We start from the raw sequence: 16030 nt of genomic DNA, 5'->3' as shown, positions 1-16030 counted from the left end.
CAGGGCACCGTCGTCAAGGTCGCCGTCGAGGAAGGCCAACAAGTCGCCGAGGGCGACCTCATCGCCGTCCTCGAGGCCATGAAGATGGAAAACCCGGTCAACGCCCACAAGGCCGGCATCGTCACCGGACTGACCGTCGAACCCGGCGCCGCCATCACCCAGGGCACCGTCCTCGCCGAACTCAAATAGCTTGTGAGTACTTCTCAACCGCCCGTTGGTGAGAAGTACTCACGGGTGGCGGCCGTGGACAGCGGCCGCCACCCCGGTACAAGGTCGCGAAAGCGGACACCTTCCCCGAAACGCCCCCTGTGCAGCGCACTCCGGGTATGAAGAGCACGGATACCGCCTCACCTTCAAGAGTTTTCGGGTGCGGTGATCCGGAAACTCCTGCGGTCGAACTGTTCTCGAACACGCGGTGAAGATCCATCGACTCACCCCTTCCCTGCCGTAACGTGACTGCGGTCTGAGACGCCCTCGACAGGAAGGGATCGTGCATGAACTTCTCGCGAGCGACCATGACCATTGCCGCGTTGGCCGGTGCGGCCACGGTGGGGCTGGCTCCCACAGCAACCGCAGCCACCGCATACCAGATCAACGTTCTGCCCCCGATCGGCACCGTCTACGCGAACAACCTCGTGACGCTCGGCGTACTCGTGATGCCGACACCGACGGGCGAAGACGGCACCACACCGGTTCTTCTGGAACTCACGGAACCAGACGGTGACGTAACGACCCGGACCCTTCCCCTCACACTCGGTGGCGCCACGGTCGCAACCCGCGTCCATGAGGCCGGCCGATACGTCGCCGAGTTCACCTACGACCCACCCAACAGCGACGAACCGGCGACCACCACAACAGAATTCGACGTCGTCGAGGGACCGAGTCTGGGTTCGTAGACCGGATTCGCGCCGAAGCCAGGCGCACAGCCCGTCACACTTCGGCGGTGCGCCTGCGCTTCGGTTTGGCGGGAGCCACCGTGGATCCGACGGTCTTCATGGCGATCTCTACATACTTGCGCGCCACGGCGTCCGGGGTCAGCTTGCCTTCGGCGTGGTACCACCGCGGGATCGACTGGCACATCCCGAGCAGCGCCCGCGTGGTCTCCGCGGCATCGGCGACGTCGAAGAGCTCCCGCTTCTTGCCTTCCTTGACGATCTCGAGGACCAGTTCTTCGACACCTTTGCGGACCGTGCTGTACCGCTGCCGGTTCTCCGGGCTCAGGTAGCGCACCTCGCTCTCGAGCGCCGCCAGACGGGATCGCATGGTCATCCGCAGGACGATTGCCTCGATGACATTGGCGAGTCGCTGAACGGGGTCGTCCCCGCCGTCGGCACTGGCCGCGTGCGCCCGTTCCAGCACGTCGCTGGTGGAAAGCTCCAGGAGAGCGAGGAGAACGGCTTCCTTGTTTTCGTGGTGGTAGTAGAGAGCGGGTACCGTGACACCGACTCGGCGGGCGATGTCCCGTACCGAGGTGCCGTGGAAGCCGTGTTCGTAGAATGCGTCGAGAGAGGCGCTGAGGATCGGCGTCAACTTCGTGGGTTCGAGGCGGCGCCAGTCTGCTGCATTGCCGACCACGGTGGGCGTCGCACCCTTGGATGAGCTGACCATGATGACCTATCTACCGCTCGCTATGCCAGGACGCGTCAAGTGTAGCTGTTGCGGTACTACGCCAAGGGCTGCAGCGAGGGAGCCCGGTGGTGCCTGCCACGGCAATGGTCACGGCCATAGTCACGGCAAGGGTCACGGCACGCGCTCGTCGCAGAGTCGTCCCACTATCCTGACGCCTATGACTGAACCCGTGGCAACCGCAGACCTGGCAGACGAGATCGGCCCCGACATCCGAAGCTGCGACACGCAGTTCATCCAGTTCGGTGGGCGCGACGTGTTCTCCGGACCGATCACCACGATCAAGTGCTTCCAGGACAACCTGCTGGTCAAGCAGACGCTGAGCGAGCCGGGCAACGGTGGAGTGCTGGTCGTCGACGGCGGCGCCAGCATCCATACGGCACTGGTCGGAGACATCATCGCCGGCCGCGGCGTCGACAACGGCTGGGCCGGGGTGATCGTCAACGGTGCGGTTCGCGACTCGGCCATCCTGAAGACCCTCGACATCGGCGTCAAGGCGCTGGGCACTAATCCCCGCAAGAGCACCCAGACCGGATCCGGCGAGAAGAACGTTCCCCTCGACATCGGCGGAGTGACCTTCAACCCCGGCGAGACCGTGTACAGCGATCAGGACGGTGTCGTCGTTCGCTGACCGGCCGCTGGTCGCGCGAGTGACCGGCCCTGACGTAGAGACCCATCCCCGAGGAGGCGTTGATGTCGGACGACATTCGTACCAAGGTCGCGGAGCTGATGCCCACGGCCCGGGACGAACTGGCGGCGCTCGTCGCCCTGCTTTCGGTGGCCGATCCACGGCAATTCCCGCCCGAGGAGTGCCGCCGCGCGGCCGAATGGGTGAAGGACGCGTTTCTCGGGGCCGGGGTGGGGTCCGTCGAACTCCTGGAGACGTCCGACGGATCCCTCGCCGTGGTGGGCCACGAGCCGGCGCCTCCGGGCGCACCCACCGTCCTGCTGTACTGCCACTACGATGTTCAGCCGCCCGGCGACGAGACACTGTGGCACAGCGAGCCGTTCACATTGACCGAACGTGACGGCCGCTGGTACGGGCGCGGTGCTGCGGACTGCAAGGGCAACCTCGTCATGCACCTGTTGGCGCTGCGGGCACTCGGCACCCCCTTCCCGGTCGGGATCCGCATCGTCGCCGAAGGTTCCGAGGAAATGGGCACCGGCGGGCTGGAGAATCTCGTCGAAGAACGGCCGGAATTGTTCGCCGCCGACATGATCCTCATCGGCGACACCGGCAATTCCGAAGCCGGAAATCCCACCGTCACCACCACCCTGCGCGGAATAGCGAACGTCGTCGTGCACGTGGAAACCCTGGCCGGTGAAGTCCATTCGGGGATGTTCGGTGGTCCCGCCCCCGACGCGGTGGCGGCCCTCGTCCAGATGCTGTCGACGCTGCGCGACCGGGACGGGAACACGGTGGTCGACGGCCTCGCATCGGACCAGACCTGGACAGGGGTCGACTACCCCGCCGAGCGGTTCCGTGCCGACGCCGGCGTCCTGGACGGGGTCGGGCTCGCCGGTACGGGCTCGGTCGCCGACGCGGTGTGGGCGAGACCCGCGCTGACCGTGCTCGGCATCGACTGCCCACCGGTGGTCGGATCGGCCGCGGCCGTCACGCCCCGGGCATCGGCCCGGCTGAACCTGCGGGTGCCGCCCGGAATGGATCCCCTGGAAGCGCAGGACGCCCTGGTCAAGCACCTCGAGAACGCCGCGCCGTGGGGTGCGCGCGTGACGGTGGAACGTGAAGCGGTGGGCTCGCCGTTCCGGGCAACGACAGACGGCCCCGGATACGCCGCACTCGGCAAGGCGATGGAAGAGGCCTTCGGCAAGCCGATGGGATCCGTCGGGCAAGGCGGCTCGATCCCGTTGTGCAACGTCTTGGCCGACATGATCCCGAACGCCGAGATCGCCCTGATCGGGGTGGAGGAACCGCGCAGCCGGATCCACGCGCCCGACGAGAGCGTCGATCCCGGCGAGATCGAGAAACTCGCCGTCGCAGAAGCGACGTTCCTGCAGCGGTTCGCGGCCGACACCGCCCGGCGTCAGGCCTGAGAGCTCACCTGCGCCGTCATCCCCCCGATCTCGACGACGTCACCGTCACGAAGCTGCCGCCCGCGGCGGACCTCGACTTCGCCGTTCACCGACACCAGACCGTCAGCGATCACCTCTTTGGCTTCGGCCCCCGACTCGATGAGGTTGGCGAGCTTGAGGAACTGGCCGAGACGAATGGATTCGTCGCGGATCGGCACGGCTTCGTGAATGTCGGACATGCCTCTATCTTCCCTCTTCACCACGAACAGCGGTCCGACGCATCACACTAGGACACAGCACACCTGTCCGCAGTGATCAGTACGCATCTCGTGCCGGGAAGGAACGCTCGATGTCAGCTAGCACCGAGACCACGTCCGAGGTTGTCCCCGCCCCACCGCGGGCCCGTCCCGCCCCGGGTTCCGGGAACCGCCGCCTGCATCAGGTTCCGCATGTCGCGGGGCTGATTCTGGGTGTCTTCTCGGTGCTGGTGTTCCTGTGGAGTCTGTCGCCGGTATTGCGCTACTACGTGCACGTGCCGCGCGAGTACGTCGACAGCTACTACTTCGATGCTCCCGACACGAGCCTGTCCTGGGCCCTGGTGGTGGGTTTGCTCGCTGCCGCGCTCGCCAGCCGCAAACGCATCGCCTGGTGGTTGCTCACGGTGTACCTGGGCCTGTTCATGGTGGCGAACATCGTGGTCGCGATCACCGACCGCAACTGGAACGCCGGAGTCGCGGCCGCCGTGCAACTCGCAGTGATCGGGATTCTGGTCGCTGCCCGTTCGGAGTTCTACACCCGCGTCCGCCGCGGCGCCGGGTGGAAAGCCCTCGGCGTGCTGCTCATCGGCCTGACCGTGGGCACACTCGTCGGGTGGGGGCTGGTCGAACTCTTCCCCGGCACCCTCCCACCCGGGGAACGCTTCCTGTGGTCTCTCAACCGGGTGACCGCGCTCGCCGCCGTCGACAACGAGCAGTTCACCGGCAGGCCACACGGTTTCGTCAACACCCTTCTCGGCTTGTTCGGGGCCGCCGCCCTGCTGGCCGCCGTGGTGACCTTGTTCCGCGCCCAGCGCTCCCACAACGCACTCACCGGAAACGACGAGTCGGCGCTGCGCGGACTGCTGCTGCAGTACGGCGCCGACGACTCCCTCGGTTACTTCGCCACACGCCGCGACAAGGCGGTGGTGTTCGCTCCCAGCGGCAAGGCGGCGATCACCTATCGGGTGGAAATCGGTGTCTGCCTCGCCAGCGGCGACCCCATCGGCGACCCCGAGGCCTGGCCCCACGCGATCGAGGCGTGGCAGGCCCTCGCGTCCCGATACGGGTGGGCCACCGCCGTCATGGGAGCGGGCGAAACCGGCGCGACCGCCTACGCCAAGGCCGGTCTCACCGTGCTGCAACTCGGCGACGAGGCCATTCTCCGCACCCGCGAGTTCAACCTCAGCGGGCGCGACATGCGGCAGGTACGCCAGGCCGTCACCCGCGTGCGGCGCCAAGGCGTCACGGTGCGGATTCGCAGGCACCGAGACGTTCCCGCCGAGGAGATGGCCGAAACGATCCGGCTCGCCGACGCCTGGCGCGACACCGAAACCGAACGCGGCTTCTCCATGGCCCTCGGACGGCTCGGTGACCGCCTCGACGGTGATTGCCTTCTGGTGCAGGCCATCGATGCGGACGACGACATCGTCGGAATCCTGTCCCTCGTACCGTGGGGTCCGTCCGGAGTCTCGCTCGACCTGATGCGTCGCAAACCCACCTCTCCCAACGGAGTCGTGGAGTTGATGGTGACCGAACTGGCCACCAACTCCGACCAATTCGGCATCACGAAGGTGTCCCTGAACTTCGCCGTGTTCCGGTCGGTGTTCGAGGAGGGATCACGCATCGGTGCCGGACCGATCCTGCGGATCTGGCGGTCGATCCTCGTCTTCTTCTCCCGGTGGTGGCAGCTCGAGGCCCTCTACCGTTCCAACGTGAAGTACCAACCCGAATGGGTCCCGCGCTACCTGTGCTTCGAGGACAACCGGGAATTGCTGCGCGTCGGATTCGCGTCGGCAATCGCCGAAGGCTTCGTCACCTTGCCCAGATTCGGGCGTTCCACAGCGGGCGACGCCGTCAAGCACACCGGAACTCACGCCGCCGTGCCCGCAGGTCTGGTCGCCGCGGAGGGATTGCACGCGGACGGCAGCGCCCCCGGCGACGGTAGTCCGGCGGCGAGCCTCGGACCGAAACGCCCCGAACAGGTTCGGGTCCGGCTCGACAAGTTGGCGACACTCGCGCAGGAGGGGATCGACCCCTACCCGGTCGCGTATCCGCCCACTCATACGGTGGCCGCCGCGGCGGAATCCCCCGAAGGAACGACCGTCCGCATCGCCGGTCGCGTACTCCGCCTGCGGGACTACGGCGGTGTGGTGTTCGCGTCGGTCCGGGACTGGTCCGGAGACATCCAGGTCCTCGTCGACGAAGCCCGGGTGGGGACCGAACGCATCCGGGCGTTCGCCGCCGAATTCGACCTCGGCGACCTCGTCGAAGTTGCCGGTGTCATCGGCTACAGCCGCCGCGGAGCGCTGTCGCTACTGGCGAACGAATGGCGGATGACCGGTAAATGCCTGCACCCGCTTCCCGACAAGTGGAAAGGCTTGTCGGACCCGGAAACCCGGGTGCGCCAGCGATACGTGGACCTGATGATCAACACCGACGCCCGTCGGCTTCTCGAGGCCCGCAGCGCCGTCGTGAAGTCGTTGCGTGATTCGCTGGGTGAGCGTGGCTTCCTGGAGGTGGAGACACCGATCCTGCAGCAGGTACACGGCGGCGCCAACGCGGCGCCCTTCCTCACGCACATCAACGCCTACAACCTGGACCTGTACCTGCGGATCGCCCCGGAGCTCTACCTCAAGCGGCTCTGCGTCGCCGGGATGGAGAAGGTCTTCGAAATCGGCCGGGTCTTCCGCAACGAGGGTGTCGACTTCAAGCACAATCCCGAGTTCACCATCCTCGAGGCCTACGAGGCGCACAGCGACTACGAAAAGATGATGGTGCTGTGCCGCCAGCTCATCCAGACGGCGGCGATCGCGGCCCACGGACGGGAAGTCATCATGCGCCCGGGACCCGACGGCACCATGGTGGAGATCGACATCTCCGGGGAATGGCCCGTGAAGACGATGCATCAGGCCGTGGCCGAGAAACTCGGGGTCGACGTTTCGCCCGAGACACCGCTCGTGGAGCTGCGACGGCTGTGCGACGATCACGACATTCCGTACCAGTCGACGTGGGACGCCGGGGCCGTGGCCCAGGAAATGTACGAGCACCTGGTGGAGGACTACACCGAGTTCCCCACCTTCTACACCAACTTCCCGACGTCGATGTCGCCGCTCACGCGTCCGCATCCCACCATTCCCGGAGTCGCGGCCAAGTGGGACCTGGTGGCGTGGGGGGTCGAACTCGGTACCGCGTACAGCGAACTCACCGACCCGGTCGACCAGCGGAACCGTCTCACCGAGCAGTCGATGCTCGCCGCCGGCGGGGACGAGGAGGCGATGGAACTCGACGAAGACTTCCTGCAGTCGCTCGAACACGCCATGCCCCCGACCGGCGGACTCGGCGTGGGCGTCGACCGCGTGGTCATGCTGATCACCGGCGGCAGTATCCGGGAGACCCTCGCCTTTCCGTTGGCCAAACCGAAGCAGTGACCTCCCGTGGCCGCGTTGCGGTGGCCGCCCTGCTGATCGTTGGAGCAGTGGCTTACTCGTCGTGGCTTCTGGAGTTCGTCGTGGACACCGAGATCGACCCGCTGCGTGGTTTCGCGAGCGAACTCGCGGCCACCGACCAACGACACGGCACCCTGTTCCGTACGGGTGACCTGGTGGCGGGTTGCACCGTCGCGGTGGCGGGCGTCCTCGGACTGTGGCGGTACTCGCAAGGGTGGGCGACCGCGATCGGGTGGTTCGCGTTGTGCGTGTTCGGGGTCGCCACCGCCCTCGATTCGCGGATGCCGATGAGCTGTGCGGTCACCTCGGATCCCCTCTGCGCTGCCCGTGAGGATTCGGGTCAGTTGCCGCTGTCGCATGAACTGCATGCCGTCACCAGTACGTCTGCGTCGACGGGCGGTGTGGTGTCGGCGCTCGCTTTCGCGCTGGCGGCCTGTCTCTACGGTTGGCCGCGCTGGTTGACGCTGACCGGGGCGGCAGTGTCGGCGGTTGTCGTCGTGGGCACCGCCTGGACCCTGGCAGCGGCCGCGATTCGCGGCGAGCACGACCTGTGGCTGGGACTGGGCCAGCGTGTGCAGCTGCTCGCTTTCAGCGGGTGGCTGATCTTCGTATCACTCAGCGTGCTGCACGTGACCGGCGAAAATGATGGTTCCACGTGAAACGTCCTGGGGAAATGGTCGCGGGAGTGCACGTCGTCGTCGACGGCACCGGACTTCCCGTCGTCCTCTACGGCGGTCTCGGCGGCAACTGGTTCGACTGGGATGACGTCACCGCACTGCTTTCCGATTCTTGCCTCGTCGCGCGAATCGATCGACCCGGGTACGGGCTCAGCCCCGCCTCCGCCACACCACCCACGGCCCGCGGTGAAGCGGAGAGGATCGTCGCGGTACTCGACGCGCTCGGCTGCACTGCACCGGCCGTCGTGGTGGGGCACTCGCTCGGCGGCATCTACGCCGAGGCCTTCGCTCGGCTGTTTCCCCAGCGCACGGGCGGTGTGATGCTGCTCGACGCGACCATCACTCTGAGACCCCACCGCGTCATTCCGACCCGTTGGAGGGTGGCAACCGGCCGGTGGGTGGCCCGCGCGTCGAGCCGGCTCGGGCTGCAGCGACTTCTGGGCCCGACCGTTCGAGCAGTGCTGAACCAGTCGACGCCGCCGGGTGGAATAACGTCCGAGACTCGGCAGTGGGTGGCCCGGATCTACCGTGAGCCCGCATATCTGGAGTCGTCAGTGGTCGAGAACGCGTCGTATCCGGCCCTCGCCGAGGAGATTGCCGCCCTGCGCGCCACCGTCACGATGTCGGTCCCCGTGCTCGTGGCCGCCGCACACACCGGTCATCGGACCCCGTGGGGGTGGGAGTGGGTTCGGCGCCAACGACAGTTCGCCGAGCGTCTCGGCGCCACCTTCCGCGTCGTGCAACCCGCCCGTCACCACGCCATGATCGACCAACCGGGCCAGGTCGCGGCACTGATCCGGGAACTGGCAAGCTGATCGTCGTGCAATTGCTATTGATCCGACATGCGCTACCGGAGCTCGTGACCACGTCCGAGGGACGAGCTGATCCCGTCTTGACCGAGGACGGGCAGGCCCAGGCCAAGCGACTGCCTGCCGCATTGGGTCCGTACCGCATTGCCCGGATCGTGAGCAGCCCGCAGCGCCGCGCCCTGGAGACGGCCGCGCCACTCGCCGAGGCGCTCAACCTTCCCGTCACGCAGGACCAGGGGCTGGCCGAGTACGACTACGACCTCGACCACTACATCCCGTTCCACGAAGCCGAGGCGCGGGCGCCCGAAGCGTACGCCCGCATCCGGGCGGGCCAACTTCCCGCGGGGATCGACGCCGACGCCTTCCGCACGCGGGTGTTCGATGCGCTCGGCCGGGTCGTCCAGGAGTCCGACCACCGCGATACCGTCGCGATATTCGCACACGGCGGTGTCATCAACGTGTACCTGCAGGAGCTGCTGGGCCTGGACCGTCCCCTCGTGTTCCCCATCGAGTACGTCTCGGTTACGCGCGTTCTCGTCTCGCGCAGCGGCGAGCGACGGGTGGCCTCGGTGAACGAGACCGGCCACGTCCGGGACATGCTGCGGCGTTAGCGACGACGTGTGAGGCTCGGCCACCGGGCGTTCGGCGACTAGAGACCCGGAATTCGCGGTAGCTCGGGTAGCGGGGCCGGCGGCGGGAGAACAGGCAGCTGAAGCTGCGGTAGGCCGGGGATGAGCGGCGGTGGGGACGGGGCCGGTGCCGGCTCGTTCCTGCTCACATCGGTTTGCGTCCCGCTGTCGGGCTGCGCGGCGGTCGGGGGCTGCACATACGGGGTGTTGTAGGCCTCGGTTCGGGCAGCGCCCGTCGTAGGCGCCTCCGCTTCGGTATCCACCTGCGGCGGCACGGGCGACGGAAGGTCGGCGGCCGTGGCCGACGTCATTGCGGGTGGTGTCGCGTTCTCGATGACTGGGGCCGGAGCTTCCGGCTCGGTCGGGTCCGGCTGCGGGTCCTTCTCCGACCCCTCCAAGACGTCGGCGCCCACCCCGAGGACGAGCCCGAGGGCTGCTACCGCGGCGAGGGCTCCACCGGCGAGGACGGCGCCGCGGCGGCGGGATTTCGGGGGCTCGGGCACTGCGACCACCTCGGCGGGTGCCTGCTGGGCCAACAGTGCGGCACCTTCAGCCGCCACCAGTTCCGGCTGCTCCGGGACGATCACCGGAATTTTCAGCCACGACTCCATCACCGAGGTGACGAGCGGAATGTACGCGCCACCACCGATGAGGACCGCGGCGTCAGGCATACGCCCGGACCGGTGGATCACATCGCGAGTGATCCGAGCGGAAGTCTCGACCGGTCCCTGGATGAGCGACTCGAAGGTGTCCTGCGACAGCAGCAGCAGGCCCCCGTCACCAGGCACGCACACCGCACCTGTGCTGGAAAGCTGCTCCTTCGCGAGGCGACACCGGGCGTCGAGTTCGAGTGCCGCAGCTTCGTCGGCGGGCTGCGCGATCTTCTGCAGTTCGAGTTGCTGGTCGCGAATCAAGCGGTCGACGAGGTCACCGCTGATCTCGTCCGTGCGGGCACTGTCGAGGACCGTCCCGGTGGAGCGCTCGACGACGGTAACGGTGAGTCCGGAACTGCCGAGGTCGTAGAACACCAGCGTCGAATGGTTCCCGAGGTCACCCGACACCTCGAGCATCTCGAGTGCGGCGGTCACTTCAGGCACGAGATGAACGTTGCCGATGTGTTCGCGGGCCAAAGCGGCCTCGACGGCATCGGCCTGCGCCTCGTCCTGGTAGGCCACGCCAATGGCCTGTACCTCTCCCAGGTCTTCGCCGTCTCCCAGGGCAGTTCCAATGGATTCGGCAGCCACGTCCTCGGGCCGTTCGAGGGTTGCGGCTACCGCTGTCGAGCGGAAGATCGGCCCGGTCGCGTCAACCGAGTCGGCTGCGTCACGGCACGCGACGCGCACAGCGCTGGCACCGACCGACACACCCAGAACCGAAGTCATGAGACCGACTATAACGGTTCGGTCACGAGCCGCGCTGAGGTAGAGGGGTGTTCGCAGGTCAGTCCGGCCTCTTCCCGGTGATGCACAGCGGGTTTCCCGTGTCAGCACTCACCTCGAACCCCTCTCGCCGCAAAACCTGGGTCACAGCGTTCACGATGCGATGCGACTTAGCGTCGTCGTGCATCGCTTCGGTGCCGTCGTAGACGAGGTGCAGGATGCCGCCGGGACGCAGGGCCTCCCACAGAATCCGGACCTCTTCGGTCGCGTCGCGTGTCCAGAAGGCATTGACGTTGACAGCGAAGGCCTTGTCGAACGACGCATCGGCGCAGCGGAATCCGGCCAGTTCGGTCTTCTGGAGTTCCACTCTGCCGAGCGCCGACAGGGCCTCGTTACGCTGCTGAGCTCGTGCTATCGCGGTGGCGGACCGGTCGATTGCCGTGATCCGCCCGTCGAGAAGTTTGTCGGCCACGAGAGAAACTGCCACGCCGGGTCCGCAGCCCACCTCTAGGATCCGATCGGACGGATCCACCCTCAACCGCTCGACGACACAACGGATCCGGGCAGGAATGTTGGGAACTGCCATCTCACCACCCTTCGACGGCTACCACAGTAAGGACATGATGCGCGCACTCACCTACTTCGTCGGCATTACCATCGACGGTTTCATCGCCGCCCCGGACGGCGACGTCGGCTTCTTTCCGATGCTCGACGACATCATCGGTTTCATGGCGCAGGATTACCCGGAAACGATTCCGACCCACCTACGGGAGCAGTTCGCAGTCGACGGGGTCAACAAGCATTTCGACACCGTGATCCAGGGCCGTTCGACCTACGAGCCGGCGCTCGCAGCCGGAATCACCAGTCCGTACGCGCACCTGCGCCAGTACGTCGTCTCACGCACGCTCGGCGCCAGTTCCGACCCCGCCGTCGAAGTGATTACCGACCCACTCGCGAAGGTCCGGCAGCTCAAGGCCGAGGACAGCACTTTCGGTGTGTGGCTCGCTGGAGGCGGAAAGCTTGCGGGCGCTCTGCTTCCGGAGATCGACGAGCTGGTGATCAAGCAATATCCGGTGGTGGCCGGTCGCGGAACGCCCATGTTCGACACCGACTTCGAGCCGACGGCCTTCGAGCTCACCGACCGGAAGGGCTACCCGAGCGGGGCCACGGTCAGCCGATTCCGCCGCTGCTGACCTGCAGGTGGGTGCCGAGCCAGTCGACCGTCCGTGACCACGCGTCCCGGGCGGCTGCCTCGTTGTAGACGGCCGGGCGGTCGTTGCAGTTGAATCCGTGCTCGGCGTCGGGGTACCGCACGATCTCCGTGTCCACCGGTACCTGCGACAGAGCGTTCCGCAACTCCTCGACCTGCTCGGACGGAATCCCCGTGTCACGATCACCGAACAGCCCCAGCCAGGGAGTCGACAGCTGTCCCGCGGCATCGAGCTGCGAGGGGTAGCCGAACCGTCCCTTCTCGACGCCGCCACCGTAGAAGCTCACCGCGGCGCCGAGTTTCCGGCGCGCCGCGGTGTGGAAGGCGACCGTGCCACCCATGCAGAATCCGACGATCGCCGTGTTTCCCGCGTCGATCCCGGCATCCGACAGAGCGGCAACGGCGGCATCGACGTCCTCGTCGATCTGTGCCGACGTGAGCGTGCCCAGCAGCGGCATGGCCGTTTTCAGGTCGTCATAGCCGAGCACCGGGTCACCGGCCCGGTGGAAGAGATGGGGCGCCACGGCGTGGTAGCCGACGTCGGCGAATCGGGAGCAGACGTCGACGATGTGTTGTGTGATCCCGAAGGCCTCCTGGATGACGATGACGCCTCCCCGACTACGGCCTTCGGGAACAACACTGGTCAGGGGTGTGGTCACCGAACGGACTCTAGGACACCGGCTTCAGCGGATGGATTGCGGGTGCGCCCGCGAGATGCTCACCGAAAACGGCGACCGCGGACTGGAAGTGCGGCGACTTCATGTGCGCGTCGACGGCCGCCTGGTTCGCCCACACCTCGACGGTGACGAAGGTCCCGGGTTGCGCGGCAGATTCGAACAACTCGTACGAGACGCAGCCCTCCTCCTTGCGGCTCTCCGCCGCGAGAGAGGACAGGCCGTCTCGCACCGTGTCCTCGGAGCCCGGCTTGGCAGGAATGGTCGCTACGACATACAGATCGGACATCGACTTCCTTTCGTGACGGCCACCGGATGTGGCCCGTATCACGTAAGCACACATGTTGTTGCTAGGAAACCCGGAGCCGCGTCAGATAATCCTCGACGCGCGGATCATCCCAGCCGTGGCCCTCACGAAGTCCGTCCGCAATGGTCGCGAGGTAGGCGGGGGCTGGTGCATTCCGCGTGACCACGTCACCCCGGGCCCGGGTGGTGAACGTGCACATGACGATGCCGTCGCGAGTTCCCAGAGGAACCAGCCGGTCGTAACAGGCCGGTTCCTGGGCGCGAATGTCCTCGAACTGTTCCTGCGTCACGAGGAAGGCGCGCGCCGCGACGGTCCCGGGCGCATCCGGGTCGTAGAAGGCGCGTCCGCCGCCCCAAATGCGCGACTCCCCCGCGAAGAACACCGAGCCGGGGATCACCACAGGGATCGATTCGCGAGGTTCGCTGGTGTCGCGCGCACCGCGATGAGAGTGGTTGCCGCCGGGCGGGCAACCACCGCGCAGGTAGCAGGCGAGACGCGTCGTCGCCATGTTCGACCCATAACTGACGTACCAGATCAGCACACGATCGACGGTACTCGGACAAGATGGTTCCATGAGTCTTCTCAGTGAGGTCAAGGGTTGGCGTACCGGTTCGCGAAAGCACCGTCGACTGCGTGATCTCGACGGCATGCTCGTCGTCGTCACCGGTGGCGGTAGCGGAATCGGCCGCGAAACCGCACTCGCGTTCGCCGCCGAGGGTGCGGTGGTCGTGGTCGGTGACCTCGACCTCGAATCGGCGCAGCACACAGCGGACCTCATCAATTCGGCGCAGATGAAGGGGGGCGGCGCAGTCGCGATCTTCGGCGGTGGCTCGCATGCCTACCGGGTGAATGTGGCGGTGGAAGAGGAGGTGCGGCGGTTCGCCGAGGAGGTGCAGTCACAGCACGGCACCCCCGACGTCGTGGTCAACAATGCGGGAATCGGCTACTCCGGCACTTTCACCGCGACGCCACAGAGCGAATTCGAGCGCGTGATGGACGTCAACTTCTGGGGAGTCGTCTACGGCTGCCGGGTCTTCGCAGAGCAGATGATCGAGCGCGGAACGGGCGGACACATCGTCAACCTGTCCTCGGCGGCGGCCTTCACCCCGCAGAAACGACTCACCGCCTACGCCACCAGCAAAGCCGCCGTCTACATGCTCTCCGATTGTCTCCGCGCCGAACTGGTGGACCACGGCATCGGCGTCAGCACCATCTGCCCCGGCATCGTCCACACCAACATCGTCAGGAACACCGACGTCGCCGGGACCACCCCCGAGAAACAGGAAGAGATGCGGTCCCGATCCGACAGGTTCTACCGCAAGCGTGGATTCACACCCGATCGGGTGGCCACACAGATCCTGAAAGCCGTCAGGTCGAACAGGGCGGTGGTCCCGGTCACCCCCGAGGCCAAGTTCGGCCGCGCGTTGAGCCGGCTGGCGCCCGGCAGCATGCGACTCGGTGCGCGTTTCGACTTGGGCTGATCGTCACGGGTAGCGGTTCCCACACGGTCACGCCGCCGCGTGTAACGCCCAGGTGCACCCGCGCTCGGCACTGTCACGCACGGGACCAGCGGGTGAGGTACTCGCGTTCGGTGGGGCTGATACGCCGCAGCCGCTGCGCGTCGACGTCGGCGACGGCCATCTGGGTGGTGGCGGTGACCGCGGGCGGATCGGTACGGCCGGCCCGCGCACCCCGGACCTCGTAACCGATGGTGAAGTCGACGGCCCTGTGCTTCGCGATCCACATGGTGATCCGCAACGGACTGTCCGAGTGCGTCAGCTGAGCCCGGTACTTGACGTGGATGTCGGCGATGAACGCGCTGGTGATGAGAGACGAATTCTCGGTGCCCTCACTGAGCAACCAGTCGATCCTCGCCTCTTCGAGCAACGTCACCATCCTGGCGTGGTTGATGTGCTGAAAGGCGTCCATATCGGACCACCGAACGGTGACGAAAGCGTCGTAACCGGGCGCGGCAGGAGTGTCCGTCATCGGATCATCTTCTCCTGCCGCGCCCGGCTCGACCTACGCCACGTCGCGCAACCAGTTCCTGAGCCAGTTGGTGGCCGACGTTCCGGCACCGTCGACCGCGTATCGCGTGTAATCCTGATGGGCCTGCGACTTGTAGAACTGCTCGAGCTCGTCGATCCGCCTCTGGTTGGCCTGTTCGTCCAACTGAGCCATCAGGGTGGGGACACCGCCGGCGTCGAGGAGGTCACGCCAAATGGCTTCAGCCTCCGCCTGGTACCGCCCGAGCAGCGACGGCGTCGGGTCCGACGTCTGCGCGAGGAAACCGGCGAGCCGGGTCACGAAGTCTTCCTTCGGGGTGGAGCAGTACAGGTCGCCGTATGCGCAGAAGGTTCGGGTGTTCTGGCTGACCCAGCCGAAACCGCCGATGCGAGGTCCGCCGGCGCCCCCACCGGCGACGGGAGGACCGACCAGCGCGTCGGTGGGCGAACGACGGGGATCGGAGACGAGTCCGACGGCAGCGATCTTGTCGGCAGGCACCGCGCCGAGGCCCGTGCCGATCTCGGCCGCGAGGTCACCCGCAGCATCAGCGCCCTGGCTGTAGCCGATGAGCGCAAGCTTGGTTCCGGCGCATTGCTGAGACATGTTGACGAGCATCCCGCGGGCGTTGTCTACCGCCTGAGCCTTCGAACGCCCGTACACATCGCCTTCCCACGGGAAGGCAGTGGCGGCGTAGGTCACGTAGTCGGTGCGGATATTCGACGGTAACCCGTTCGTGACCGCCGACAGCAGGCCGGGGGTGGGCCGGACGTTCTCCTTGGTGGACGTCTCCCACGTTCCCGGAATCGCCACCACGTACAGGCTCGGGCACGGGTCTGCGTTCGCTACCGCGCTGGTGCCGACCACGCCCGAGACCACCGGAATGGCCACCGCTGCAGCCGTTGCGGTCAAAGTTGCGATAACCCGTTTCATTGCCATGGCCCTCAACTCTTCTTCTCCCCTTCGTCGACCTGCAGA

The 16030-nt window shown here is 66.6% G+C and carries 19 protein-coding genes; 10 read left to right on the top strand and 9 right to left on the bottom strand.

Annotated features, from left to right (window positions below; genetic code table 11):
• Both ACH49N_RS22865 and ACH49N_RS22860 read left to right on the top strand, forming a co-directional pair.
• Positions 1-189, top strand: a 189-nt coding sequence (locus ACH49N_RS22865; protein WP_397504773.1) for an acetyl-CoA carboxylase biotin carboxyl carrier protein subunit, incomplete at its 5' end; no start/stop codon positions are given.
• Positions 190-494: 305 nt separating this feature from the next.
• Positions 495-896, top strand: a complete 402-nt coding sequence (locus ACH49N_RS22860) for a hypothetical protein (RefSeq protein WP_159918492.1) — start codon at positions 495-497, stop codon at positions 894-896.
• Positions 897-930: 34 nt separating this feature from the next.
• Here the strand turns inward: ACH49N_RS22860 and ACH49N_RS22855 are convergent, their stop codons facing one another.
• A complete protein-coding gene (locus ACH49N_RS22855) occupies positions 931-1608 on the bottom strand; it encodes a TetR/AcrR family transcriptional regulator (RefSeq protein ID WP_358274629.1) in 678 nt (225 codons plus the stop codon).
• A 178-nt stretch (positions 1609-1786) separates the two neighbouring features.
• On the opposite strand from ACH49N_RS22855, the gene rraA reads away from it, so the two are divergent.
• Positions 1787-2257, top strand: a complete 471-nt coding sequence (gene rraA, locus ACH49N_RS22850) for a ribonuclease E activity regulator RraA (protein WP_358274630.1) — start codon at positions 1787-1789, stop codon at positions 2255-2257.
• 62 nt (positions 2258-2319) lie between these two features.
• On the top strand, positions 2320-3681 hold the full coding sequence (locus tag ACH49N_RS22845; RefSeq protein ID WP_358274632.1) for a dipeptidase: 1362 nt from the start codon (positions 2320-2322) through the stop codon (positions 3679-3681).
• On the opposite strand, the gene ACH49N_RS22840 is transcribed toward ACH49N_RS22845, so the two are convergent.
• Positions 3672-3899, bottom strand: coding sequence for an RNA-binding S4 domain-containing protein (locus ACH49N_RS22840; RefSeq protein WP_159918489.1), 228 nt, complete (start codon positions 3897-3899; stop codon positions 3672-3674). The two genes, ACH49N_RS22845 and ACH49N_RS22840, sit on opposite strands and share 10 nt — an antisense overlap.
• A gap of 110 nt (positions 3900-4009) precedes the next feature.
• On the opposite strand from ACH49N_RS22840, the gene lysX reads away from it, so the two are divergent.
• Genes lysX through ACH49N_RS22820 form a run of 4 tightly spaced genes read left to right on the top strand, consistent with a single transcriptional unit; the run spans position 4010 to position 9460 of the window.
• Positions 4010-7345 carry a bifunctional lysylphosphatidylglycerol synthetase/lysine--tRNA ligase LysX gene (lysX, locus tag ACH49N_RS22835; protein ID WP_358274634.1) on the top strand — a complete coding sequence of 1112 codons (3336 nt, stop codon included), beginning with the start codon at positions 4010-4012 and terminating at the stop codon, positions 7343-7345.
• Complete coding sequence (locus ACH49N_RS22830) at positions 7342-8022, top strand: DUF998 domain-containing protein (RefSeq protein WP_358274635.1); 681 nt, start codon at positions 7342-7344, stop codon at positions 8020-8022. The genes lysX and ACH49N_RS22830 overlap by 4 nt, the downstream gene beginning before the upstream one ends.
• Positions 8019-8855 carry an alpha/beta fold hydrolase gene (locus ACH49N_RS22825; RefSeq protein ID WP_397504772.1) on the top strand — a complete coding sequence of 279 codons (837 nt, stop codon included), beginning with the start codon at positions 8019-8021 and terminating at the stop codon, positions 8853-8855. The genes ACH49N_RS22830 and ACH49N_RS22825 overlap by 4 nt, the downstream gene beginning before the upstream one ends.
• A 5-nt stretch (positions 8856-8860) precedes the next feature.
• Positions 8861-9460, top strand: coding sequence for a histidine phosphatase family protein (locus tag ACH49N_RS22820; protein ID WP_358274637.1), 600 nt, complete (start codon positions 8861-8863; stop codon positions 9458-9460).
• Positions 9461-9498: 38 nt separating this feature from the next.
• On the opposite strand, the gene ACH49N_RS22815 is transcribed toward ACH49N_RS22820, so the two are convergent.
• Complete coding sequence (locus ACH49N_RS22815) at positions 9499-10860, bottom strand: Hsp70 family protein (protein ID WP_159918485.1); 1362 nt, start codon at positions 10858-10860, stop codon at positions 9499-9501.
• A 58-nt stretch (positions 10861-10918) separates the two neighbouring features.
• The gene (locus tag ACH49N_RS22810) at positions 10919-11443 is read right to left on the bottom strand and encodes a class I SAM-dependent methyltransferase (RefSeq protein WP_358274640.1); all 525 of its coding nucleotides are present in this window, start codon (positions 11441-11443) and stop codon (positions 10919-10921) included.
• 37 nt (positions 11444-11480) lie between these two features.
• Between ACH49N_RS22810 and ACH49N_RS22805 the strand changes: the two genes are divergently transcribed.
• Positions 11481-12050 carry a dihydrofolate reductase family protein gene (locus ACH49N_RS22805; RefSeq protein WP_358274799.1) on the top strand — a complete coding sequence of 190 codons (570 nt, stop codon included), beginning with the start codon at positions 11481-11483 and terminating at the stop codon, positions 12048-12050.
• Here the strand turns inward: ACH49N_RS22805 and ACH49N_RS22800 are convergent.
• From ACH49N_RS22800 to ACH49N_RS22790, 3 genes are all read right to left on the bottom strand, one after another.
• A complete protein-coding gene (locus tag ACH49N_RS22800; protein ID WP_358274642.1) occupies positions 12028-12726 on the bottom strand; it encodes a dienelactone hydrolase family protein in 699 nt (232 codons plus the stop codon). The genes ACH49N_RS22805 and ACH49N_RS22800 overlap by 23 nt on opposite strands.
• 10 nt (positions 12727-12736) lie before the next feature.
• On the bottom strand, positions 12737-13030 hold the full coding sequence (locus tag ACH49N_RS22795; protein ID WP_358274644.1) for a putative quinol monooxygenase: 294 nt from the start codon (positions 13028-13030) through the stop codon (positions 12737-12739).
• A gap of 61 nt (positions 13031-13091) precedes the next feature.
• Entirely contained in the window at positions 13092-13589 is a 498-nt protein-coding gene (locus tag ACH49N_RS22790; protein ID WP_358274645.1) for a hypothetical protein, read from the bottom strand.
• 31 nt (positions 13590-13620) lie between these two features.
• Between ACH49N_RS22790 and ACH49N_RS22785 the strand changes: the two genes are divergently transcribed.
• A complete protein-coding gene (locus ACH49N_RS22785) occupies positions 13621-14529 on the top strand; it encodes an SDR family NAD(P)-dependent oxidoreductase (protein WP_358274647.1) in 909 nt (302 codons plus the stop codon).
• 73 nt (positions 14530-14602) lie between these two features.
• Here the strand turns inward: ACH49N_RS22785 and ACH49N_RS22780 are convergent, their stop codons facing one another.
• Positions 14603-15037 carry a thioesterase family protein gene (locus ACH49N_RS22780; protein WP_358274648.1) on the bottom strand — a complete coding sequence of 145 codons (435 nt, stop codon included), beginning with the start codon at positions 15035-15037 and terminating at the stop codon, positions 14603-14605.
• Between the two features lie 33 nt (positions 15038-15070).
• Positions 15071-15985 (bottom strand): cutinase family protein, encoded by a 915-nt coding sequence (locus tag ACH49N_RS22775; protein WP_358274801.1) that lies wholly within the window; start codon positions 15983-15985, stop codon positions 15071-15073.
• Between the last annotated feature and the right edge of the window lie 45 nt (positions 15986-16030).

This window comes from Rhodococcus sp. NPDC019647, from assembly GCF_044389235.1.
GTDB lineage: Bacteria > Actinomycetota > Actinomycetes > Mycobacteriales > Mycobacteriaceae > Rhodococcus_F > Rhodococcus_F oxybenzonivorans.
This window is presented reverse-complemented; position numbering and strand designations above follow the sequence as displayed.

What these genes read in the sequence shown, in the direction of transcription:
- ACH49N_RS22860 (WP_159918492.1), top strand. Translation starts at nt 495, where the DNA reads ATGAACTTCTCGCGAGCGACCATGACCATTGCCGCGTTGGCCGGTGCG.
- ACH49N_RS22855 (WP_358274629.1), bottom strand. Translation starts at nt 1,608, where the DNA reads ATGGTCAGCTCATCCAAGGGTGCGACGCCCACCGTGGTCGGCAATGCA.
- rraA (WP_358274630.1), top strand. Translation starts at nt 1,787, where the DNA reads ATGACTGAACCCGTGGCAACCGCAGACCTGGCAGACGAGATCGGCCCC.
- ACH49N_RS22845 (WP_358274632.1), top strand. Translation starts at nt 2,320, where the DNA reads ATGTCGGACGACATTCGTACCAAGGTCGCGGAGCTGATGCCCACGGCC.
- ACH49N_RS22840 (WP_159918489.1), bottom strand. Translation starts at nt 3,899, where the DNA reads ATGTCCGACATTCACGAAGCCGTGCCGATCCGCGACGAATCCATTCGT.
- lysX (WP_358274634.1), top strand. Translation starts at nt 4,010, where the DNA reads ATGTCAGCTAGCACCGAGACCACGTCCGAGGTTGTCCCCGCCCCACCG.
- ACH49N_RS22815 (WP_159918485.1), bottom strand. Translation starts at nt 10,860, where the DNA reads ATGACTTCGGTTCTGGGTGTGTCGGTCGGTGCCAGCGCTGTGCGCGTC.
- ACH49N_RS22810 (WP_358274640.1), bottom strand. Translation starts at nt 11,443, where the DNA reads ATGGCAGTTCCCAACATTCCTGCCCGGATCCGTTGTGTCGTCGAGCGG.
- ACH49N_RS22805 (WP_358274799.1), top strand. Translation starts at nt 11,481, where the DNA reads ATGCGCGCACTCACCTACTTCGTCGGCATTACCATCGACGGTTTCATC.
- ACH49N_RS22795 (WP_358274644.1), bottom strand. Translation starts at nt 13,030, where the DNA reads ATGTCCGATCTGTATGTCGTAGCGACCATTCCTGCCAAGCCGGGCTCC.
- ACH49N_RS22785 (WP_358274647.1), top strand. Translation starts at nt 13,621, where the DNA reads ATGAGTCTTCTCAGTGAGGTCAAGGGTTGGCGTACCGGTTCGCGAAAG.
- ACH49N_RS22780 (WP_358274648.1), bottom strand. Translation starts at nt 15,037, where the DNA reads ATGACGGACACTCCTGCCGCGCCCGGTTACGACGCTTTCGTCACCGTT.
- ACH49N_RS22775 (WP_358274801.1), bottom strand. Translation starts at nt 15,985, where the DNA reads ATGAAACGGGTTATCGCAACTTTGACCGCAACGGCTGCAGCGGTGGCC.